Origin of the sequence: Rubrivivax sp. A210 (assembly GCF_904426505.1) — a bacterium.
Lineage (GTDB): Bacteria > Pseudomonadota > Gammaproteobacteria > Burkholderiales > Burkholderiaceae_C > Rubrivivax.
This window is the reverse complement of the sequence record NZ_CAJGBN010000001.1, coordinates 153,020-175,587: the sequence shown is the minus strand read 5'-3', so window position 1 is coordinate 175,587 and position 22,568 is coordinate 153,020. Positions and strand designations below refer to the sequence as shown.

Here is a 22,568-nt window from a genome sequence, read left to right as displayed (position 1 = left end):
CGGAGGAGAAGTCCATCATGAAACGCCTCGCCCTCACCCTGACACCCACGGCCGCCGTGCTGGCCCTGGCCGCCGCCTTTCCGGCCGCGGCGCAGAGCAACGACGAGCTGTTGAAGGAATTGCGCGCACTGCGCGAACGCGTCAACCAGCTCGAGCAGAAGCTGCAGCAACCCGCCGGCAGGCCGGCCGCGGGCCAGTGGGGCATGACGCCCGAGCAGGCCAAGGAGCTTTCCCGCATCGCCGTCAAGACCGAGGCGCTGCAGGACAGCTTCACCGACCAGGGCTACAAGGGCCTGAAGATCAGCGGGCAGATGGACCCGAGCTTCATCTACAACCAGCGCCAGGGCAGCAGTTCCTTCGTCTTCCTCAACGGCGAGGGCGCGCGCTACACCTACGACAACAGCTACTTCGGCATGCTGGTGCTGGACATCGACAAGGAGACCGAGAGCGGCACCAAGTGGCGCCTGACCCTGGCGCCCGAGCGCGGCACCGGCGCGCTGGTGAACAACGGCTCCATCGTGCATGAGGCCTCGGTGTCGATTCCGCTGTCGGACCTGCAGACGCGGCTGTGGATAGGCCAGATCCCCGACTGGACAGGCTACGAGATCACCCTGCCCGCCGGCAACAAGCTCATCACCCACAACCTGCTGTTCGACTTCATGGCGCCCACCGCCTACACCGGCGCGGTGATGGACGTGACCAGCGGCAAGTGGTGGATACGCGGCGGCATCGCCAACATGAACTCGCCGCGCTATGCCTCGGGCAACAGGTCGCCGGCACTGATCTACCGCGTCGACTACTCCAAGGGCGAGTACGACGGCTTCGGCTTCAGCGGCCTGCACGGCAAGGCGGCCAATTTCGCTGCCGATGGCAGCTGGCAGCGCGACACCGGCGTTCCGGACAGCAACGGCGACCCGACCTTCGAGGAAGCCTTCTTCGACACCGCCGGCAAGCACACCGAAATCCACCTGATCGAGGCCGACGCCTACTACATCCGTGGCGACTGGAGCCTGTACGGCCAGGTGAGCTATGGCCAGCAGAAGCAGGCCGCCATCTTCAACAGCGACGGCCAGCTGCGCGACGCGCGCTGGTGGGGCCTGTCCACCACCGTGGGCTATATGGTCACGCCGCGGCTCGAGGCCGTGCTGCGCGCCGACTACATCAACAACACCAAGAACGGCGGCGGCCTGCTGGGCTATACCGCCGACGACAGCGTCAACGGCATAGGCCGCGGCCTGCTGGCCGACGGCAGCTTCGCCAAGGGCGAGAGCGTGGGCACCAACCGCTACGCGCTGAGCCTGGGCATGAGCTACCGCGTCGACGAGAACGCCACACTCAAGCTCGAGTACCGCTGGGACGGCGCCACCCAGCCGGTGTTCGGCAATGCCGACGGCAGCCGCTTCTACAAGAGCAACCAGTTGCTGGGCGCGTCCATGGTGGTGAGCTTCTGAGCGGCACGGCCATGGCCGGGGTGAACTGGCACGAGCGCGCCGCTGCGCTGCGCATCGACGGCCGCATGCTCGTTGACGGACAGCGGCGCGAGGCCGCCAGCGGCCAGGGCTTCGATTGCATCTCGCCGATCGCCGGCCGCGTGCTCGGCACGGTGGCGCGCGGCGCCCAGGCCGATATCGATGCCGCCGTCGCCAGCGCCCGCACCGCCTTTGACGATGGTCGCTGGGCCAGCCAGGCGCCGGCGGCGCGCAAGCGCGTGCTGCAGCGCTTTGCCGAGGGCGTGCTGGCCGCCAAGGAAGAGCTGGCCCTGCTCGAGACCTTGGACATGGGCAAGCCCATCCAGTGGTCGCTGGCGGTCGACGTGCCCAGCACGGCACGCTGCCTCGCCTGGTATGGCGAGGCGGTGGACAAGGTCTATGGCGAGATCGCGCCCACGGCCGGCACGGCCCTGGCCCTGATCACACGCGAGCCCATGGGCGTGATCGGTGCCATCGTGCCCTGGAACTACCCCATGATCATGGCCGCCTGGAAGCTGGGCCCGGCGCTGGCGGCCGGCAATTCTGTGGTGCTCAAGCCCAGCGAGAAGAGCCCGCTCACCGCGCTGCGGCTGGCCGAGCTGGCGCTCGAAGCCGGCCTGCCGCCAGGCGTGTTCAACGTCGTGCCCGGTTTTGGACAAGAGGCCGGCGAGGCGCTGGCCCTGCACATGGATGTCGACGCCATCGGCTTCACCGGCAGCACGCGCACCGGCCGCCGCATGCTCGAGTACGCCGGCCGCAGCAACCTGAAACGCGTCTACAACGAGCTCGGCGGCAAGTCGGCCTACCTGGTGTTCGAAGACTGTGGCGAACTCGAACGCGCCGCGCGCACCGCCGCCGACAGCATGTTCTTCAACCAGGGCCAGAGCTGCAACGCGCCGTCGCGCGTGCTGGTCCACGAGAGCGTGGCCGACGACTTCGTCGCCATCGCCAGCGCCCAGGCCGCCGGCTGGCAGCCGGCCGACCCGCTGGATGCAGCCACGACCATGGGCGCCGTGGTCGATGACACCCAGTTGCGCACCGTGCTCGGCTATATCGCGGCTGGCAGCGCCGAGGGCGCGCGCTGCGCCACCGGTGGCCGCCAGGCCCGGGCCGCAAGCGGCGGCAGCTATGTCGAGGCCACGGTCTTCGACGGCGTGGCCCCTGCGATGAAGATTGCCCGCGAAGAAATCTTCGGCCCGGTGCTGAGCGTGATCCGCTTCAAGACCGAGGAAGAAGCCGTGCGCCTGGCCAATGCCAGCCCCTATGGCCTGCAGGCCAGCGTCTGGAGCGACCACATCCACCGCGCCCACCGCGTGGCGCGGGCGCTGCGCGCCGGAACGGTACACGTCAACCAGTACGACGAAGACGACATCACCGTGCCCTTCGGGGGCTATCGCCAGAGCGGCAATGGCCGCGACAAGAGCCTGCACGCCTTCGACAAGGTGAGCGAGCTCAAGACCACCTGGCTGCGCATCAACAACCCGTGACGACGCCTGCGCCGATGCGGCCAGCTGAGCGTCCCGCAGAACGGCGAATCCCATGACCGCGATGCCTGCCAAGACGCCGCAGACGCTGAGCCAGCGCCTGGAGGCCGCCGACGTCCACACCCTGCTGGTGCAGTTCACCGATGTGCATGGCTGCGCCAAGGGCAAGTTGGTGCCGCTGGCCCACCTGGAAGACGTGCTGCGCCTGGGCGCCGGCTTTGCCGGCCCCTCCATCTGGGGCACGGCGCTGCCGCGCACCGGCCCGCGCGCCGAGTACTACGCCCGCGGCGACGCCACCACCGCGCGGCCCCTGCCCTGGATGCCGGGCCTGGCGCGCATCGTCGGCGACGGCTTTGTCGACGGCCGGCCCTTCGAGTCCTGCCCGCGCCAGGTGTTGCGGCGGGCGCTGGCGCGGCTGGCCGAGCGCGGCTGGACGATGCGCATCGGCATCGAGCCCGAGTTCTTCCTGCTGCGGCGCACTGAAGGCGGCGGCTGGGCACCGGCCGACGCGCAAGACCGCCTCGACAAGCCGTCCTACGACCTGCAGTCGCTGCCGCGCCAGCTTGGCTTTCTGCAGGCGCTGCAGCAATCGCTCACGGCCTGCGGGCTGGACGTGCTGCAGATCGACCACGAGGACGCCCACGGCCAGTACGAGGTCAATTTCGCCCACGACGAGGCCCTGGCCAGCTGCGACCACCTGATGCTGTTCAAGCTGGCGGCTCAAGGCCTGGCCGAGGCGCGCGGCATGGTCTTCTCGATGATGCCCAAGCCCTTTGCCGACCAGCCGGGCAGCGGGCTGCACTTCCATGTTTCCTTGTGGCAGGGCGAGCGCTGCCTGTTCGCCCCTGAGTCCGATCTCGACCCGGCGGCCGATTCCGGCGCCACGCTGTCGCCGCTGGGCCGCCACTTCATCGCCGGCGTGCTGGCCCATGCGCCGGCGCTGTGCGCGCTGGCCGCGCCCACGGTCAACTCCTACAAGCGGCTCACGGTGGGCAAGTCGCTCTCGGGCACGAGCTGGGCGCCGGCCGTCGTCGCCCACGGCCCCAACAACCGCACGGCCACGGTGCGCACCCTGCCCGGCCGCTTCGAGTGGCGCCTGCCCGATGCCAGTGCGAACCCCTATCTCGCCGCGGCCACGCTCATCGCCGCCGGCCTGGACGGGGTCGACCGTGGCCTCGACCCCGGCCCCGACTGCCACGACGATCTTTTCGAGCAGAGCCCGGCACGCCTGCGCGCCCTCGGCCTGCCCCAGCTGCCGCAATCGCTGGCCCAGGCCCTGGCCGCGCTGCACGCCGACGAGGTGGTCCGTGGCGCGCTGGGCGAGCCGCTGGCGGCCGAGTTCATCCGCCTCAAGAGCGCCGAGTGGACCGCCTACGCCCGCCACGTCAGCGCCTGGGAGCTGGACCGCTACGCTGCCGCCTTCTAGCCCTTCCACGCACTTGCTAGGCGTTGCGCTGCGCGCCCGCTCTGGGCCACAGTCAAGGCGCCACCCCTGGCCCTGGAGCCCCCCATGCCCACCCGACTTCAATTCGATTTCTCCCCCGGCCCGCGCCCGCGTCCGCGCGATGGCAAGGGCCCGCTGCGCATCCTGCTGCTGGGCGATTTCAGCGCCCGGCCGGCCACCGAGAGGCCGCCGCTGGCCAGCCGCAAGACCTTCAAGGTCGACCTCGACAACTTCGACGAGCAACTCGCCCGCCTGGCGCCACGCTGCAGCCATGCCGGTGCCGAAATCGCATTCACCCAGCTCGACGATTTCCACCCCGACGCGCTCTATGCCCGCGTGCCGCTGTTCGCCGCGCTGCGCTCGCTGCGCCAGCGCCTGCTGGACCCGGCGCAGTTCGCCGCCGCGGCGGCCGAACTGGGCGTGGCGCCCGCGGCGGCCAGCGGCAGCGGTGGCGGTGGCGGCGGCGGTGGCGGCGGCGATCTGCTGGCCGGCCTGCTGGGTGGCAAGCCCGCGGGAACTGCGGCACCCACGGCCGCCAAGCCTGCAGCCACCGGCATCGACGCCTTCATCCGCAGCATCGTCGGCCACCAGATCGTCCCCGACACCGCGCCACAGCAGAAGACGCTGGTGGCCTCGGTCGACGCCGCCATCGCGGCCGAGATGCGCGCCGTGCTGCATGCACCAGACTTCCAGTCGCTTGAAGCCCATTGGCGTGGCGTGCAATGGCTGGTCTCGGGCCTGGAGCTGGACGAGACACTGGAGCTGCACCTCTTCGACGTCACGCGTGAAGAGTTGCTGGCCGATGTGGTGGCGGCCCAGGGTCGGCTGGCCCAGACCGGCCTGCACCACGCGCTGGCCGACCGCTGGCGCAATGTGCCCGGCGGCCAGGGCTGGTCGCTGCTGTGCGGGCTCTATGGCTTCGGACCGGGCGATGCTGATGTCGGCCTGCTCGCGGCGCTGGGCCTGATCGCATCCCAGGCCGGCGGCCCCTTCATCGCCGCCGGCGACCCGGCTCTGGCACTGGCCGAGCCGGCGGCGCTGGCCGGCTGGCAGGCCTTGCGCGGCAGCGAGGCCGCACCCTGGCTGGGCCTGGCGGCGCCGCGCGTGCTGCTGCGCCTGCCCTATGGCAAGCGCAGCGACCCGGTGAGCGCCTTCGCCTTCGAAGAGTTTGCCGGTACGCCCACCCACGCCCATTTCCTGTGGGGTGCGGGTTCGCTGGCGGTGGCGCTGCTCATCGGCCGCGCCTTCACCCTCAATGGCTGGGACATGGAGCCGGGCGACGAGCGCGAGATCGGCGATCTGCCGGCCTACACCTTCGAGCGCGACGGCGAGCAGGAACTGCAGGCCTGCGCCGAACAGTACCTGGGCGAGCAGGCCGGCCAGGCCTTGCTCGAGGCCGGGCTGATGGCGCTGATGAGCCATAGACACCGCAACGCGGTGACGGTGATGCGCATGCAGTCCATCGCCCATCCGCCCCAGGCCCTGGCCCTGGGCGCCGCCGCGCGTTGAGCGACGCCACAGGCCAGGGCGGCGCGCCGGCCCATGCACCGTCGCAAGTACCGGCCTGGGCCTGGCTGAGCCTGGCCGCCAGCATGGCCCTGGTGGGCAGCTATGTGGGCCTGAGCAAGCTGCTGCTGGCGGCGTTTCCGGTGTTGCTGCTGGCCTGGCTGCGCTTCGGCATGGCGGCGGTCGTGATGCTGCACTGGGTGCGGCGGCGGCCCGGCGAGGCGGCGCTGTCGCCGCACGACCGCAAGCTGCTGTTCTGGGAAAGCTTTCTCGGCAACTTCCTGTTCAGCATCTGCATGCTCTACGGCGTGCAGCTGACCTCGGCGCTGGCCGCCGGCGTCACCATGGCGGCCATCCCGGCCGCCGTGGCCCTGCTGTCGCGTGCGTTCCTGGGCGAGCAGATCAAACCCCGCGTCGCCACGGCCATCGCCTGCGCCGCCGCCGGCATCGCCTTTCTCGCCGTGGCGCGCCACCAGGGCGGCGGCTCCGAGGCGGCCACGGGGCAGTCTGCGCTGGGTTATGCGCTGCTGCTGGCCGCGGTGTTCTGCGAGGCCGCCTATGTGGTGATCGGCAAGCGGCTCACCGGCAACGTCTCGCCGCGGCGCATCAGCGCCCTCATCAACCTGTGGGGGCTGGCCCTGGTGACGCCCTTCGGCCTCTGGCAGGCCTGGAGCTTCGACTTCGGCCGCGTGGCGCCGTCGCTGTGGCTGCTGCTGCTGTTCTACGCCGTGGCCGCCAGCATGGTGACCGTGTGGCTGTGGATGCAGGGCCTGCGCCATGTGCCCAGTTCGCGCGCCGGCGTCTTCACCGTGATGCTGCCACTGGCCGCCGCCACCGTGGGCATCGCGGTGCTGGGTGAGGCCTGGGGCGCGGCCCATGTCGTGGCCTTTGCGCTGGCACTGGCGGGGCTGCTGCTGGCGACGTGGCCGGAGCGCGGCTGAGGCTCAGGCCAGCGGCTTGAGCACGATCAGCAGGTCCTTGGCCTGCACGCGATCCCCCGGCGCCACCAGCACCGCCTCGACCTCGGCATCGCGCTCGGCGGCGACGTGGGTTTCCATCTTCATCGCCTCCAGCGCCAGCAGGGTGCTGCCGGCGCTGACGCGCTGGCCCGGCTTGACCGCCACGCTGACGATGGCGCCGGGCATGGGCGCGGCCACATGGCAGGGGTTGCCGGGCTCGGCCACCGGCCGCCCTTTCGCGGCGCCGGCGGCGTCGGGCCGCAGCACGCGCACGGTGCGTGGCTGGCCGTTGAGCTCGAACTGCACCTTGTGCGCCGTGTCGCCATCGGGCGTGATGGCCTGCAGCGCCACCAGCAGCGTCTTGCCGGGGTCGATCTCCAGCGCCATCTCCTGCTGCGGCTGGGGGCCGTAGAGGAACACCGGCGTCGGCAGCACCGCGGTGTCGCCGTGCAGCTGCAGGTGCTGGTAGTACTCGCGCGTGACCTTGGGGTACATCAGCCAGGATGCGAACTGGCGCTCGTCCAGCGCCTGCCCGCAGTCGCTCTCGGCCTGGGCGCGCGCCGCTTGCAGGTCCACCGGCGGCAGGCGGTCGCCCGGGCGGTAGGGTTCGGGCAGCGGCGCATCGGGGCCTAGCTTGAGCACCTTGCGGCCGATGTCGGCCGGAAAGCCGTCGGGCGGAAAGCCCAGCTCGCCCTTGAACAGCGAGACCACCGATTCGGGGAAGGCCACCTCGCGCGCCGGGTCCAGCAGCTGCGGCACCGTCAGGTCGCTGGCCACCATCATCAGCGCCATGTCGCCCACCACCTTGGAGGTGGGCGTGACCTTGACGATGTCGCCGAAGAGCCGGTTCACGTCGGCATAGCACTGCGAAACCTCGGTCCAGCGGTGGGCCAGGCCCAGCGAGCGCGCCTGCTCGCGCAGATTGGTGTACTGGCCGCCGGGCATCTCGTGGCGGTAGACGTCGGCGGTGCCGGAGCGGATCTCGCTCTCGAAGGGCGCATAGAAGCGGCGCACGCCCTCCCAGTACATCGAAGCCGCGTGCAAGGCCTCGGCCGGCAGGCCGGGGTCGCGCTCGCTGCCGGCCAGCGCGGCGGCGATGGCCGAGAGATTGGGCTGCGAGGTCAGGCCGCTCATGGCGTCGAGTGCGCCGTCCACCGCGTCGCAGCCGGCGTCAATGGCGGCCAGCACCGAGGCCGCCGCGGCGCCGCTGGTGTCGTGGGTGTGGAAGTGGATGGGCAGGCCGGTCTCTTCCTTCAGTGCCTTGACCAGGGCGGCGGCGGCGCGCGGGCGGCAGATGCCGGCCATGTCCTTGATGGCCAGCACATGTACGCCCGCCTGCTGCAACTGGCGCGCCAGGCCGATGTAGTACTTGAGGTCGTACTTGGCGCGGCGGGCGTCGTGCAGGTCGGCCGTGTAGCAGATGGCGCCTTCGCAGAGCGCGCCGCTCTCGAGCACGGCGTCGATGGCGACGCGCATGTTCGCGACCCAGTTCAATGAATCGAAGACGCGGAACAGGTCGATGCCGCCGGCCGCTGCCTGCTGCACGAAATGGCGCACCACGTTGTCGGCGTAGTTGGTATAGCCCACGGCGTTGGAGCCACGCAGCAGCATCTGGAACAGCACGTTGGGGATGCGGCTGCGCAGCTGGGCCAGGCGCTGCCAGGGGTCTTCCTTGAGAAAGCGCAGCGCCACGTCGAAGGTGGCACCGCCCCAACATTCCAGCGAAAAAAGCTGCGGCAAATGCTGGGCGTAGAAGGGCGTGATCGGCAGCATGTCGGCCGCGCGCATGCGCGTGGCCAGCAGCGACTGGTGGGCGTCGCGCATCGTGGTGTCGGTACACAACACCTGCTTCTGGTCCCGCATCCACTGCGCAAAGCGCGCCGGCCCCAGGGCCTGCAGGCGCTGGCGGCTGCCGTCGGTCACCGGCACCTCGGCATCCACTGGCGGCAGCACCGGCTTGGGCAGCGGAAGGGCCGGCAGCGTGCGCCCGCGCACATCGGCGTTGCCGTTGACGGCCACCTCGGCCAGAAAGCGCAGCAGCTTGCTGGCGCGGTCGCGCCGCGCGGCAAAGGCCAGCAGCTCGGGCGTGTTCTCGATGAAGCGCGTCGTGATCCGGCCCTCGGCAAAGGCCGGGTGGTTGATCAGGTTCTCCAGGAACTGCAGATTGGTGGCCACGCCGCGCACGCGGAACTCGCGCAGCGCGCGGTCCATGCGCTGTATGGTCTCTTGCGCCGTCGGCGCCCAGGACGTCACCTTGACCAGCAGCGAATCGTAGTAGGGCGTGATCACCGCGCCGCCGTAGGCCGTGCCGGCATCGAGCCGGATGCCGAAGCCGGCGGCGCTGCGGTAGGCCGCCAGGCGGCCGTAGTCGGGCAGGAAGCCGTTCTCGGGGTCTTCGGTGGTGACGCGGCACTGCAGCGCGTGGCCGTTGAGGGGGATGTCCGGCTGCGCCGGCACGCCCGTCGGGTGGCGGCCGTCGGCGCCGGCCTGGGTGACGCCGATGTGGCCGCCCTCGGTGATGCGGATCTGCGCCTTCACGATGTCGACGCCGGTGATCATCTCGGTCACCGTGTGCTCGACCTGGATGCGCGGATTGACCTCGATGAACCAGCACTTGCCGGTGTCGGCGTCCATCAGGAACTCGACCGTGCCGGCGTGGGTATAGCCCACCGAGCGCATCAGGCGCAGCGCGCTGTCGCACAGCTCGGCACGGCCGGCGGCGTCGAGGTAGGGCGCGGGCGCGCGCTCGACCACTTTCTGGTTGCGCCGCTGCACCGTGCAGTCGCGCTCGTGCAGGTGTACGACGTTGCCGTGCTGGTCGCCCAGGATCTGCACCTCGACGTGGCGGGCGCGGCGGATCAGCTTCTCGAAATAGACCTCGTCGTTGCCGAAGGCCGCCAGGGCCTCGCGGCGCGAGGCCTCGAGTGCCGAGGCCAGCTCGGCCTCGCCCTCGATCACGCGCATGCCGCGCCCGCCGCCGCCCCAGCTGGCCTTGAGCATCACCGGGTAGCCGATGCCGGAGGCCAGGCGCGCGCATTCGGCCAGGTCCAGCGGCAGCGGCGGCGTCGCCGGCATCACGGCCACGCCGGCCGCCACCGCGGCGTGGCGCGCCGCGACCTTGTTGCCCAGCGTGCGCATCACCTCGGGCGTGGGCCCTATCCAGCGCATGCCGGCGTGGATCACGCTGGCGGCGAAGTCGGGGTTCTCGGACAGAAAGCCATAGCCCGGGTGGATGGCGTCGACGCCGGCTGCACGCGCGATGCACAGGATGTCGTCGCCGTCCAGGTAGGCGGCCAGCGGCTTCTGGCCCTCGCCCACCAGGTAGCTCTCGTCGGCCTTGAAACGGTGCAGCGCCTGGCGGTCCTGCTGCGAATAGATGGCCACCGTGCGGATGCGCATCTCGGAGGCGGCGCGCATCACGCGGATGGCGATCTCGGAGCGGTTGGCGATCAGGATGGAGCGTATCGGGCGGTGGTTCATCGCGGGGATTCCTCGGTCCGGGGCATGGGGCCGGGCGCTCGCGCGCCGCCTTGGTGCGCGCTGGCGCTCAAAAGTCCATGTCGAGCTCGTCGATTTCCTCGGGCTCCTGCTTCGCCGCCGCCACCCATTCCTTCATCTCGGGCATGGCCATCACCGTGTGGCAGTACTGCAGGCAGGCCGCCGGCAGCTTGACGTCGTAGGTGAGGAAGCGCGTGGCCACGGGCGCGAACATCGCATCGGCCATGCCGCGGCGCGCGCCGAAGAGGAAGGGGCCGCCGTGGCGCTGCAGGCAGTCGAGCCAGATCTCGCAGATGCGGTCGATGTCGGGCTGGGCCCCGCCCCAGACCTTGTGGCCCGGGAAGTGGCCCTTCAGGTTCATGGGCAGCGAGGAGCGCAGATTGCTGAAGCCGGAATTCATCTCGCCGCAGACCGAGCGGCAGTGGGCGCGCGCCAGGCGCTCGGTGGGCAGCAGGCCGGCCTCGGGATGGAGCTCGTCCAGGTAGCAGGCGATGGCCATCGTGTTCCAGACCTTGGCGCCCTCGTGGCTGAGGCAGGGCACCAGGATGGAGGGCGCCAGCAGCAGCAGCTCGCGCCGCGCCTGGGCATCGTCGGGCGCGACCATCACCTCTTCAAAGGCCAGGCCAGCAAAGCGCGCCAGCAGCCAGCCGCGCAGCGACCACGAGGAGTAGTTCTTGCTGCTCAGCGTGAGGGTGGCGGTGGCTGTCGCGGTGGCGGCTGCGACCTTGCGCGGCCTGGCCTTGGCCTCAGGGGATTTCACGGCAGGCATGGGGCAGTCTCCGGCAAGAGGGTCACGGCGGGCTGCGGTGCAAGCCCTGTGCCACAGGCCCTGGCGCGCTTGTTGCGGCAGGGCTGCTCATCCGCACCCTGCCCCGCCCACCACCATGATGTACCAGGCCTACCAGACCCAGACCGACCTGATGTGGCCCCTGCGCGCGTCGGCGCGCACGGCCGCCGCACTGCTTCCCCGCAGCGCCGTCGGTGGCTTGCGCGGCGCGCGCCAGCTGTCAGCCGCCGCCAAGGTGCTGGAGCTGGGCGAGATCACGCACAGCCGCCCGCCCTGGCGCATAGACAGCATCCGGATCAAGGGCGAAGAAGTGCCGGTCACCGAGGAAGTGGCGGCCAGCACGCCCTTTGCCGCGCTGCGGCGCTTTCGCAAGGCCGGCGCCCCGGCCCAGCCCAAGGTGCTGGTGGTGGCGCCGATGTCGGGCCATTTCGCGACCCTGCTGCGCGACACCGTGCAGACCGTGTTGCAGGACCACGACGTGTACGTCACCGACTGGCACAACGTGCGCGACGTGCCGCTGGCGGCCGGCCGCTTCGGCCTCGACGAATACACCCAGCACATCATCGACTTCCTGGCTGCGATGGGCCCTGGCGCCAGCATCGTCGCGGTCTGCCAGCCCTGCGTGGCCTCGCTGGCCGCGGTGGCCCTGATGTCGGAAGACGACCACCCGGCCACGCCGGTGAGCCTGACGCTGATGGCCGGGCCCATCGACTGCCGCGTCAGCCCGACCGAGGTCAACAAGCTCGCCACCTCCAAGCCCATCAGCTGGTTCGAGAAAAACCTGATCGCCCGCGTGCCCTGGCGCTACCGCGGCGCCGGCCGCCGCGTCTACCCGGGCTTCGTGCAACTGGCGGCCTTCATGAGCATGAACCAGGAGCGCCACCGCAAGGCCTTTGGCGACTACTACCACCACCTCGTCGACGGCGAGGCCGAGAAGGCTGCGGTGACGCGCCAGTTCTATGAGGAATACCTGGCGGTGGCCGACCTCGCGGCCGATTTCTACCTCGAGACCGTGAGCCTGGTCTTCCAGGAATTCGCGCTGCCCAAGGGCGAGCTCACCTTCCGCGGCCGCCGCGTCGACCCTGCCGCCGTGCGCCGCACCGCGCTGCTCACGGTGGAGGGCGAGCGCGACGACATCTGCGCCATCGGCCAGACGCTGGCGGCGCAGGACATCCTGAGCAGCCTGCGCCCCTACATGCGCACCCACTACGTGCAGCCCGACGTGGGGCACTACGGCGTCTTCAGCGGCCGGCGCTGGCAGAACCACATCTACCCGCTGGTGCGCGACGTGATCCACGTCTCGCAGTAAGTCGGGCCAGGCTCGTCAGTCGGGGCCGGCGCGGACGTCGCTCTGGGCGCACGCCATGCCCCTCAGCCGGGGCCGGGGAGCGCGGCCAGCGCCTCGGCCGTGGCCGTGACGATGCCCCGCTCGGTGATCAGGCCCGTCACCAGGCGCGCCGGCGTCACGTCGAAGGCCGGGTTGGCGGCCACCGTAGCCGCGGGTGCGATGGCGATCTCGACCACCTGCCCCGCCGCATCCAGCCCGCTCAGGTGGGTGACCTCGCGCGCACTGCGCTCTTCGATGGGCACCTCGGCCACGCCGTCTTCGATGGCGCGGTCCAGCGTCGAGGTCGGCATCGCCACATAGAACGGAACACCGTTGTCGCGCGCCGCCAGCGCCTTGAGGTAGGTGCCGATCTTGTTGCAGACATCGCCGCGTGCGCTGACGCGGTCGCAGCCGACGATGACCAGGTCGACCCGGCCATGCTGCATCAGATGACCGCCTGCGTTGTCGGCCACCAGGGTGTGGGGCACGCCGGCCTGACCCAGCTCCCAGGCCGTGAGGCTGGCGCCCTGGTTGCGCGGCCGCGTTTCGTCCACCCACACATGCAGCGGCACGCCGGCCGCCTGCGCCTGGTAGAGGGGCGCGGTGGCCGTGCCCCAATCGACCGTGGCCAGCCAGCCGGCATTGCAATGGGTGAGCACGTTCACCGGCCCCGGCCGCCGCGCCGCGATGGCCTGCAGCAGCACCAGGCCATGGCGGCCGATGGCGGCATTGGCGCGCACGTCGTCCTCGGCGATGGCATCGGCCTCGTCCCAGGCGGCAGGCGCACGCTGCGCCGCCGGCAACGGACGCAGCCGGGCGAGCATGCGGTCCAGCGCCCAGGCCAGGTTGACCGCGGTGGGGCGCGCCTGGCGCAGCCAGACCGCGGCTTCTTCCAGCGCGGCGTCGTCGGCGGCCTCGTTCAGGCTCAGCGCCAAGCCGTAGGCGGCGGTGGCGCCTATCAGCGGCGCGCCGCGCACCCACATGTCGCGGATGGCCGTATGCACGGCCTGCGGCGTGGCCAGGCGTTCCAGCTGCAGTCGGTGGGGCAGCAGGCGCTGATCGATGACGACCACCGCGTCGCGCGCCGGCTCGGCGCGCAGCGGGCGCATCGCGACACCGCCCACCTTCATGCGGCCGGCCCCAGCACGCGGCCGGCAATGGCGCGCAGCTTGTCCACCAGGGCCGGGTCGCGCGCCGCGGGGGCGGTGATCAGCGCCGTGTCCAGCGCATGGCGACAGGCGCAGGCGGGGCCCTTGGCATCGGCGGTGATGGCACCGGCCAGGCCGGCCACCAGGGTGCGCGCCGCCTGCGCATTGGCCAGCAGTACCTGGATGATGGCGTCCACCGTGACGTGGTCGTGATCGGGGTGCCAGCAGTCGAAGTCGGTCACCATCGACACCGAGCAGTAGCAGAGCTCGGCCTCGCGCGCCAGCCGGGCCTCGGGCATGTTGGTCATGCCGATGACGCTGGCGTTCCAGCTGCGGTAGAGCTGAGACTCCGCCAGGGTGCTGAACTGCGGCCCCTCGATGCACAGATAGGTGCCGCCGCGCACATGGTGTACGCCCTGCTGCACCAGCGCCGCCTTCACATGGTCGCCCAGGCGCGCACACACCGGGTGGCCCAGCGAGACATGGGCGACGAGGCCGGTGCCGAAGAAGCTGGGCGCGCGTGCCACCGTGCGGTCGATGTACTGGTCGACGACGACGAAGGTGCCGGGCGGCAGGTCGGCACGCAGCCCACCCACGGCCGACAGCGACAGCACATCAGTGGCGCCCAGCATCTTGAGCGCGGCGATGTTGGCGCGGTAGTTCACCTCGCCCGGCGGGATGCGGTGGCCGCGGCCGTGGCGCGGCAAAAAGGCCAGGCGGGCGCCGCCCAGCCGGCCCTGGAAGACCTCGTCAGACGGTGCGCCCCAGGGCGTCTCGACGCGGCTCCAGCCGGTGTCGGTGAGTCCGGGCAGGTCGTACAGGCCGCTGCCGCCGATGATGCCGAGCAGGGGTTCGCTCATGGGTGTCCTTGGGTGAGCCCGGTGCCGGCCGGGGCCCGGGACAGGGGCGCATTCTGCACGCGGCGGCCGCGCCTACAACGCCGCGGCGTGTACGCAGCGGTTGCGCCCTTCGCGCTTGGCGCGGTAAAGCGCGGCGTCGGCGGCGGCCACCAGCGCCGCAGCCTCCAATCCGCCATCCACGCGGCCGACGTGGACCACGCCAATGCTCAGCGTGACATGCGGCGCCACCGGCGAATGACCGTGGGCGATGGCCGCCGACGCCATCGCTTCCAGGCAGCGCCGGGCCACGACATCGGCGTCGTGGCCGTCCTGGTGGGGCAGCAGGATCGCGAACTCCTCGCCGCCCACCCGCGCCACCAGGTCGGCGGGCCGGTGCGCCGAGCCGCGCAGCAAGGCCGCCACCTCGCGCAGGCAGCTGTCGCCGGCCGGATGGCCGAGGTGATCGTTGAAGGGCTTGAAGTGGTCGACGTCGAGGATGAGCAGCGCCAGCGGAATGCCGTGGCGTTGAGCCCGCGTCCATTCCTGACTCAGCCGGCGGTCGAACTGGCGCCGGTTAGCCAGGCCGGTCAGCGCATCGGTCTCGGACAGCTGGGCCAGTTCGGTGTTCAGCGCATCGAGCCGGGCGTTAAGGGTTTGCAGCTCGCGCTCGCGCTCCATCAACTCGGTCACGTCCACGCTGTGGGCGAGCAGGCTGCCGTCGCCCAGACGCTGCTCGATGATGCGGCGCCAGCGGCCGTCGGGCATCTGGCGCAGCACCGGCGGGCCGGGCTGGCGGTGCTGGGCCAGCCGCTGCGCGATCCAGGCCCGGGGGTCGGCCTGAGCTTCGGCGATGCCACCCCCATCGACCACCACCTGCAGCAGCTGCTCGAAGGTTCGCCCCGGCACCAGTGCCTTCGCGAAGTTTTGATAGAGCTGGCGGAAATCGCGGTTGCTGAGCGCCAGGCGGTCCTCGCGGTCGTACAGCACGACGCCAATCTGCAGTGCGTCCAGAACCTCCTGCTGGCGCGCCGCCTCGACATCGTTGTCGGCGCGCACGGTAACCAGCTCGCGCGTGGCGCGCCACAGCAGCAGGGCCAGGATCAGCGTCGTCAGCACCGACAGCCAGGGCGCGATGGGGGCCCAGGCCTGCATCAGGGCCGACGGCGCGTCGCCGCGGGCCATCAGCGCATGGCTGCAGATGTCCAGCGCGACGAAGGCCAGGCCGCCCCAACGCATGAGCTTCAGAGAACGCCGCCTGTCCAAGCCCTGCCTCATGGCGACTTCACGCCCGCTTTGCGCTGCCTTGGCGCCACACCCCCCCGAGTGTCTGGCGCAGTGTAGGCAGGCGGGCTATATCCTGGCTTGCGCTGCGTCACGCGGGGGCTGCCTGCGACTGCAGCCGTGCGCGGTTGGCGGCTTCCAGCGCAGCGCGCGGCGGGCCGGCCTTGAAGCGCGGGTCTGACCACACCTGGCGCCAGCGCCGGGCTCCCGGCTGGCCGTTGCGCAAGCCCATCAAATGGCGCGCGGCGTGGCCCCAGGGCGTGCCGCTGGCCTGCAGGCGCTCGAAATAGGCCCGCATCGCTTCCTCGACCTCGTCGCGGCTGGCCACGGCCGGCGCGCTGCCGAAGAAGCGCTCGTCCCAGCCCGCCATCGCCCAGGGCTCGTGGTAGGCGTGGCGGCCCACCATCACGCCGTCCACATGCCGCAGCTGCTCGGCGATCTGCGCGTCGGTGGCGAGGCCGCCATTGACGACGATGGTGAGCTGCGGAAAGTCGGCCTTGAGCCGGTGCGCCATCTCGTAACGCAGCGGCGGCACCTCGCGGTTCTCCTTGGGCGACAGGCCTTGCAGCCAGGCATTGCGCGCGTGGACGATGAAGACTTCGCAGCCGCCGCGCAGCGCCACCGTGCCGACGAAATCGCGCACGAAGCCGTAGTCTTCGACGCGGTCGATGCCGATGCGGTGCTTCACCGTCACCGCCAGCGCCACCGCGTCGCGCATGGCCTTCACGCAATCGGCCACCAGCTCGGGCTCGGCCATCAGGCAGGCGCCGAAGGCCCCGCGCTGCACGCGTTCGCTGGGGCAGCCGCAGTTGAGGTTGACCTCGTCATAGCCCCAGCGCTGGGCCAGGCGCGCGCACTGCGCCAGGTCGGCCGGCTCGCTGCCACCCAGCTGCAGCGCCAGCGGGTGTTCTTCGGCGTTGTAGTCCAGGTGGCGCGGCACATCGCCATGCAGCAGCGCCCCGGTGGTCACCATCTCGGTGTAAAGCCGCGTGTGGCGGGTGATCAGCCGATGCAGGTAGCGGCAATGGCGATCGGTCCAGTCCATCATCGGGGCGACGGACAGGCGCCAGGGGTCAAGGGGTGGATTCAATGGCTCTGTGTGTTTCTGTCGGTCCCTGCCGGGTTGGGATCGACGAGGCGAAAGCCGGAATGAGGCACACCGGCTCGTGCATGGTAATCAATGGCTGGCGCATGACGGTTGTGCCAGGCGACGATCCAGCGCCGCCCGGATCTACGTCACCGCATGGGCGCCACATGGCTGCGTCAATCGTTCCTGCAAGAACTCGATGAAGCGCTGCGTCTTCGCGGGCAGCAGGCGCGTCTCGGTGAGCGCGTAGACCGGCGTCGGCCGGCCTTGCCAGGCAGGCAGTATCCGGCGCAGGCGTCCAGCGGCCACGTCATCGGCGGCAAGCTCTTCGGACAGCAGGATCACGCCCAGGTCCAGCGCCGCCAGCCGTCGAAGCATGCCCACGCTGTTGACCTGGAACCGGCCACCAACCTCGACCTCGGCGACCTCCTCCCCGCGGTGCAGCACCCACCTGCCCGCCTTGGGAAAGCCCAGGCAAGCGTGCCGGGCAAGGTCGCCGGCGTGCTCGGGCACTCCCGAAGCCTCCAGATAGCGCGGCGAGGCATAGACCCCCACCGGCAGGCGGGCCAGCAGGCGCGCAACCAGGTTGGAGTCGGCGAGTCCGCCCATGCGGATGGCCACGTCGAAGGGTTCGCTGACCAGGTCGACACGCCGCGGCGTGAGGTCGAACTCGAAGCTGATGCCGGGATGGCGGCGCGCGAACTCCGCGATCAGCGGTGCCATGTAGGTGGTGGCGAAGTCCACCGGCAGCGACACCCTCAGCACGCCGCTGGGTTGCGCCAGCAACTGGCCCAGTTGCTCGTGGGCCCGCCGCGCCTCATCGACGATGGGCCGGCAGCGCCCGTAGTAGATCTGCCCGGCCTCGGTCAATTCAACCTTGCGCGTCGTGCGGTGCAGCAGCCGCAGGCCAATGGCCTTTTCCAGGGCGCTGATGCGCCGCGACAGCGTCGAGTTCGGCACCCCGGTGGCGTCGGCCGCGCGGCGAAAGCTCAGGCTGTGGGCGACCGCGACGAACAAGGCCATGTCGTTCAACAGTTCCATGCAGATAGCGCCATTGATGGATCAATGAGTTCCATCGTACCCACTTTATCCCCAAGGCAGGACAACAGAAGATTCAGCCATCGCAGGCCCACCCCAACCGAGGAACCGACCATGAGCCCACTTCTCAGCCCCGTCCGCATCGGCCGCACGCTGGCAGCCAACCGCCTGGTGATGGCCCCCATGACCCGCTCGCGCGCCGATGCCGATGGCGCACCGGGCGCGCTGACCGTCACCTACTACGCCCAGCGCGCGAGTGCTGGCCTGATCATCACCGAGGGTGTGTTCCCGTCCGCGATGGGCAAGGGTTATGTGAACACGCCCGGCATGGCAACCCCAGCGCAGCTGGCCGCCTGGAAGAAGGTGACCGAGGCCGTGCATGCCCAGGGCGGCCGCATCTTCATGCAGTTGATGCATTGCGGGCGCGTCTCCCATCCTTCGCTGCTGGGTGGCGCTACGCCGGTGGCGCCGTCGGCCATCAAGCCGGATGGCCAGGCCTGGACACCAGTGGGCCAGGTCGACTTCGTGACGCCGCGCGAGCTGAGCCTTGCCGAGATTGCCGGCGTTGTCGACGAATACCGCCAGGCCACGCACCGGGCCCTCGATGCCGGATTCGACGGCGTGGAACTGCACGGCGCTTCGGGCTACCTGCCCGAGCAGTTTCTGTCGTCGGGCAGCAACCAGCGCCAGGACGCCTACGGCGGCACGGCCGAGAACCGTGCCCGCTTCATGCTGGAGGTGCTGGACGCCATGGCTGCCGAGGCTGGTGCCGACCGCGTGGGCATCAAGCTGTCGCCGGAGATGAACTACAACAGCATCACCGACGCCGCGCCGCAGGAAACCTACACCTGCCTGGTCGACCAGCTGCGCGGCAAAGGCCTGGCCTACCTGCATGTGGCCTTGTTCGGCGCGAAGTTCGACTACCACGCGCTGCTGCGCCCGCGCTTCGATGGTGCCTACCTCGTCGGCAGCGGGCTCACCCAGGCCAGTGCCGAGAAGTTGCTGGCCGAAGGCAAGGCCGATGCGGCCGTGTTCGGCAGCGCCTTCCTCGCGAACCCCGACCTGCCCGAGCGCTTCCGCGTCGGCGCCGCGCTCAACGCACCGGACCACAAGACCTTTTTCTCGCCTCCCACCGCGCAGGGCTACATCGACTATCCGGCGCTGGCGACGGCCTGACAGGATTCAGCCACGAAAGGCACACGGCCCTGTCCACCCTCGTCCGCACGCACCGCGTCCACCACGGCAGCCACGTCCGCGCGGTGCCTCTTGCATGGCGCCGATCCGGCGCAGCTCGATCCCTCCATCGTCGGTCAAGGCAGAAGCGGGCCAGGGATCACCGCTGAGATGAGCCGGCACCCGTGAACTGCCGCAGGGCTTGGACGACTTCATCGACGACGGGGCCCCAAGCGCCTGGCCGCGGCTGGCGAAACAAGCGCAGGGTCGGATACCAGGGGCTGTCGGCGCGTTCCAGCATCCAGCGCCAGTCGGGCGCGAAGGGAAGCAGCAGCCAGACCGGCCGCCCGAGTGCGCCGGCCAGGTGGGCGACCATGGTGTCCACCGAGATGACCAGGTCCAGATTCGCCATCGCGGCGGCCGTGTCCAGCACGCTGCCGTCGTCGCGCTCGAGCTTGAGTGGCCGCAACGGCGCTTCGATGCCGGCGATTTCGGCGGCGCGAGGGCCGCGCTGCAGCGAGAAGATCTGCACTCCTGCTTCGGCCAGAAGGGGCAACAGCTGGGCCAGCGCCAGCGAACGACGGCGGTCGTAGGCATTGCCGGGGTTGCCGCCCCAAGGCGATGCCCACGCGCAGGCGCCCGCCTGGCGGAGCGCGGCTGCCCCAGGCCTGTACGAGGCCGGGGTCCGGTTGCAGGTAGGGCACGGCCACGGGCAGCGTCGCCGCCTGTGGATGCAGCAGCGACGGCAGGCTGAGCAGGTGGCAGTCCAGGTCAAATTCCGCCGGCGTCTCTTCCCAGGCAAAGGCCTCGGAGACCCCACGCGCGCTGCGGGCCAGCGGCACCATGGGCGCCGAGCACCACACCAGCACCAGCGCGCCCCGGTCGGCCAGCACCGATGCGTAGCGGAGGAACTGGATGAGGTCGCCCAGGCCCTGCTCGGCGTACAGCAGCACTCTCCGCCCTTGCAGCGAGGCGCCATCCTGCAGGTGGCCGACGAGCGGCCTGTCGAGCCGTGCCGAGCAGCCAGTCGGCGCTCAGGCGCAGCTTGTCGCGCGTGCGGTCGGCCCAGATCAGGCCCGCCACCTGGTTGGTCAGCGCATTCGGGTCGAAGGTGTCGGGCACGTAGTCGGAGCCGCCGCGCTCGCTGTGGATGAGGGCGATGCTGCCGTTGAGCGTCTCGCCCATGCTGCGCTTGATATCCAGCCGCACGCTCTGCTCGGAGGTGTCGGCACGGAAGCCATTGCGCCGGTACTTGGCCGAGACGCTGCGGCGCATGTCCTCCTGTTCGAGCACGGCGCCCTGGCGGTAGCCGTCGGGCAGGCGCCAGCCGGCATCCAGCTTGGCGTTGACCTGCCGGAACGAGCGCGGCTTGTACAGGCCGATGTAACCCGAGGTCGTGCATGAGCCGCCAATGGACGCCGGCGTGTCGTTGAGGAAGCGCGATTCGGGCGTGCGGTCGTCGCAGTCTTCCATGCGCAGCGAGGCCAGGACGTCCAGCTCGCGCAGCGGACGCAGGTTGGGATCGGCCAGGGCCAGCGTGGTGACGACCTTGGCGTCCAGCGAATCGGGGGCGCCGGCCAGGCGCGTGAACTGCGCGGCGAAGGCCTCGTTCTGCACCGCCACCGAGCGCGACAGCTTGAAGCTGGTGCGCGTGGCCGGGCTGAAGTTGTAGCCCCCGCCAGGTGCAACTGGTGCGCGCTGTTGCCGGGCGGCAGGGCATGGGCCCAGAGAGCGCCGAAGACGGTGGTGTTGCCGCCGCTGGCATTGAGCTCCGGGACCAGGTTGTCGCAGCTCGAGCCGCTGTAGCCGCCCGACAGCTGCAGCCTGCGGTCGGCGTAGCTCAGCAGCGCCTGCCACTGACGCGTGACGCGGTCTATGGGCTCGGTGAGGAACTCCATCACATTGCCGCTGCCTCGGCAGAACAGGCGCGCGCCCTTGCCGTCTTCCTGCATGAAGCTCAGCTGCACATCGAAGCCGCCGAGGAAGCACTTGCGCGCGCCCAGCGCGAAGGCATCGCGCTGGATCTGCAGGTCGAGCGGACGCTTGGCCGCAGCGGCGCTGACGACCTGCGTGCCGGTGCCCACGCCCTGCAGGCCGCTGACGATGGCCAGGGGTTCATGGCTGGTGCCCTGGCTGCCCTGCAAGGTGTAAGACCAGTCGCCCTGGCGCTCGTGCGTGAAGCGCCGTTCGGCGTTGTCGCGGCCGAGATTGCGGGCCGAGAGCCTGAGCCAGGTGCCAGTGGCGTCGTCGCGGCGTATCAGGTCCAGGCTGGCCAGGCCCAGCACGCCTTCGCGCTCGCGGCCCGTGTGCTGGCCGAAGCGGCGGTTGGGGGCCGAGACCTCGCCCAGGGCCATGCGCAGGCCGCTTTGGGGCGTGGCCAGGTCCACGCGCAACTCGTCGGCCTTGGCGGCATCCTGGGCCGCGGCGCCACCGAAGGCCAGGGCCAGCGCGGCGGCCAGGACGCAGGGTCGGAAGAGGCCGCGCTGGGCCAGCGAACGGGGCTGTTGCAATTGGTGCTCCTAGCGTCGGAAGGTGCGTTGCGTGCCGGTGCTGGACGGGTTGCTGCCACCGTGGATGTTGTTGTGGCAGTTGACGCAGCCACGCGCCTGAGGTCGACAGCACGCCGGCCAGCCGCAGCCGCATCGCGACCAGTGAACGCAGCAGTTGCGCCGTCTCGTCGCGGACCACGACATGCAGGTCGACCGTCATGTCGCCATCGGCGATCTGGCTTGCCGCCTGCACGGCGGCCTCGATGGACCTGGCGATGGAACGGGAGATGGCCACGGCCAGCTGCACGGCAATGGCAACGCCGACCAGCACGATCTGCCGCGCGTTCTGGTAAGCGGCCTCGGAGGCCACGGCAGCGGCGGCCGTGGCCCGGGCGGCGAACTCGCTGAACTTGACGATCCCTGCCATCGCGGCGCTGAAGGCGGTGTTCGAGTCGCCGTTGTAGATGTTGGTGGCCTCGTCCGGCTTGCCCGCTCGCGACGAGGTGGTCAGCGGCTCGCTGGCGGCGAACCAGGACTTGCGGTGCTCGCGATACACCGCCAGCAAGGCGCGGTCGTCGAGGTGGCTCATCAGGCGATCGGCGGCGGCGTCCCGTTCGGCCAGCTTCTTGCGCATGGCCTCCATCTCGGCCTCCAGACCCTTCATCTCCTTGCGCGCGGACGACAGCAGATGGCGCGCTTCGGCGCCCCGCACGCTGTTCAGCAGATCGCGCATCCGGGCCGTCAGCTGCACCTGGGGCAGATGGGTATCGGCCATCTCGGCCATGGCCGCCGCCACGTTGTGCAACTGCAGTATCGACAGCACGCCCGGCAGCACCGTCAGCGCCACGAAAACGAAGAATCCGCCGCCAATCCGCGTGCTGATCTTGAAGTTGGCTGCTTGCATGACGGCTGGGTGGATGTGGCTAAGCTCCCTTTCTGCCGCTGCCGGGAGGACTTGAAGCCATTCGTAACGGCGGCCGTGCCGCCCTGCAGAGAATGACGCGCGCCTTGCACGTTTGTTGGCGCGGTATTGCGGGTC

At 70.4% G+C, this 22,568-nt stretch carries 15 protein-coding genes and 2 pseudogenes; 7 read left to right on the top strand and 10 right to left on the bottom strand.

What is annotated here, in order from left to right; all coding sequences use genetic code 11:
* Nucleotides 1-17 precede the first annotated feature (17 nt).
* From JMV16_RS00760 to JMV16_RS00740, 5 genes are all read left to right on the top strand, one after another.
* Nucleotides 18-1,451 (top strand): DUF3138 family protein, encoded by a 1,434-nt coding sequence (locus tag JMV16_RS00760; RefSeq protein ID WP_201492245.1) that lies wholly within the window; start codon nt 18-20, stop codon nt 1,449-1,451.
* Nucleotides 1,452-1,462: 11 nt separating this feature from the next.
* A complete protein-coding gene (locus JMV16_RS00755) occupies nt 1,463-2,956 on the top strand; it encodes an aldehyde dehydrogenase (RefSeq protein ID WP_201492244.1) in 1,494 nt (497 codons plus the stop codon).
* A 52-nt stretch (nt 2,957-3,008) separates the two neighbouring features.
* Nucleotides 3,009-4,379 (top strand): type III glutamate--ammonia ligase, encoded by a 1,371-nt coding sequence (gene glnT / locus JMV16_RS00750; protein ID WP_236580292.1) that lies wholly within the window; start codon nt 3,009-3,011, stop codon nt 4,377-4,379.
* Between the two features lie 84 nt (nt 4,380-4,463).
* Nucleotides 4,464-5,906, top strand: coding sequence for a type VI secretion system contractile sheath domain-containing protein (locus JMV16_RS00745; protein WP_201492243.1), 1,443 nt, complete (start codon nt 4,464-4,466; stop codon nt 5,904-5,906).
* A complete protein-coding gene (locus tag JMV16_RS00740) occupies nt 5,903-6,844 on the top strand; it encodes a DMT family transporter (protein WP_255511404.1) in 942 nt (313 codons plus the stop codon). The genes JMV16_RS00745 and JMV16_RS00740 overlap by 4 nt, the downstream gene beginning before the upstream one ends.
* A 3-nt stretch (nt 6,845-6,847) precedes the next feature.
* Here JMV16_RS00740 and JMV16_RS00735 read toward each other — a convergent pair whose 3' ends face one another.
* Together JMV16_RS00735 and JMV16_RS00730 are read right to left on the bottom strand one after the other, a co-directional pair.
* Nucleotides 6,848-10,342, bottom strand: coding sequence for a pyruvate carboxylase (locus tag JMV16_RS00735; protein WP_201492242.1), 3,495 nt, complete (start codon nt 10,340-10,342; stop codon nt 6,848-6,850).
* A gap of 67 nt (nt 10,343-10,409) precedes the next feature.
* The gene (locus tag JMV16_RS00730; protein ID WP_201492241.1) at nt 10,410-11,129 is read right to left on the bottom strand and encodes a glutathione S-transferase; all 720 of its coding nucleotides are present in this window, start codon (nt 11,127-11,129) and stop codon (nt 10,410-10,412) included.
* Between the two features lie 115 nt (nt 11,130-11,244).
* Between JMV16_RS00730 and JMV16_RS00725 the strand changes: the two genes are divergently transcribed.
* Nucleotides 11,245-12,456, top strand: a complete 1,212-nt coding sequence (locus JMV16_RS00725) for a polyhydroxyalkanoate depolymerase (RefSeq protein ID WP_201492240.1) — start codon at nt 11,245-11,247, stop codon at nt 12,454-12,456.
* Nucleotides 12,457-12,518: 62 nt separating this feature from the next.
* Here JMV16_RS00725 and mtnA read toward each other — a convergent pair whose 3' ends face one another.
* The 5 genes from mtnA to JMV16_RS00700 all read right to left on the bottom strand — a co-directional run bounded on the left by mtnA (nt 12,519) and on the right by JMV16_RS00700 (nt 17,870).
* A complete protein-coding gene (gene mtnA, locus JMV16_RS00720) occupies nt 12,519-13,604 on the bottom strand; it encodes an S-methyl-5-thioribose-1-phosphate isomerase (protein ID WP_201492239.1) in 1,086 nt (361 codons plus the stop codon).
* The gene (locus JMV16_RS00715) at nt 13,601-14,482 is read right to left on the bottom strand and encodes an S-methyl-5'-thioadenosine phosphorylase (protein ID WP_201492238.1); all 882 of its coding nucleotides are present in this window, start codon (nt 14,480-14,482) and stop codon (nt 13,601-13,603) included. Before JMV16_RS00715 ends, mtnA begins: the two co-directional genes overlap by 4 nt.
* Nucleotides 14,483-14,554: 72 nt before the next feature.
* Nucleotides 14,555-15,697: a sensor domain-containing diguanylate cyclase gene (locus tag JMV16_RS00710; protein ID WP_201492237.1), complete on the bottom strand. Its 1,143-nt coding sequence runs from the start codon at nt 15,695-15,697 to the stop codon at nt 14,555-14,557.
* 136 nt (nt 15,698-15,833) lie between these two features.
* Nucleotides 15,834-16,790, bottom strand: coding sequence for a tRNA dihydrouridine(20/20a) synthase DusA (gene dusA / locus JMV16_RS00705; RefSeq protein ID WP_201492793.1), 957 nt, complete (start codon nt 16,788-16,790; stop codon nt 15,834-15,836).
* Nucleotides 16,791-16,973: 183 nt separating this feature from the next.
* Nucleotides 16,974-17,870 carry a LysR family transcriptional regulator gene (locus tag JMV16_RS00700; RefSeq protein WP_201492236.1) on the bottom strand — a complete coding sequence of 299 codons (897 nt, stop codon included), beginning with the start codon at nt 17,868-17,870 and terminating at the stop codon, nt 16,974-16,976.
* 111 nt (nt 17,871-17,981) lie between these two features.
* Between JMV16_RS00700 and JMV16_RS00695 the strand changes: the two genes are divergently transcribed.
* The gene (locus JMV16_RS00695; RefSeq protein ID WP_201492235.1) at nt 17,982-19,043 is read left to right on the top strand and encodes an alkene reductase; all 1,062 of its coding nucleotides are present in this window, start codon (nt 17,982-17,984) and stop codon (nt 19,041-19,043) included.
* 157 nt (nt 19,044-19,200) lie between these two features.
* Here JMV16_RS00695 and JMV16_RS00690 read toward each other — a convergent pair whose 3' ends face one another.
* The 3 genes and pseudogenes from JMV16_RS00690 to JMV16_RS24060 form a co-directional block, all read right to left on the bottom strand.
* Complete coding sequence (locus tag JMV16_RS00690; RefSeq protein ID WP_201492234.1) at nt 19,201-19,572, bottom strand: glycosyltransferase family 9 protein; 372 nt, start codon at nt 19,570-19,572, stop codon at nt 19,201-19,203.
* A gap of 239 nt (nt 19,573-19,811) precedes the next feature.
* Nucleotides 19,812-21,394: pseudogene (locus JMV16_RS24065) on the bottom strand (MtrB/PioB family outer membrane beta-barrel protein).
* A gap of 286 nt (nt 21,395-21,680) precedes the next feature.
* Nucleotides 21,681-22,433, bottom strand: a pseudogene (locus JMV16_RS24060) (MCP four helix bundle domain-containing protein); the annotation flags it as partial.
* Between the last annotated feature and the right edge of the window lie 135 nt (nt 22,434-22,568).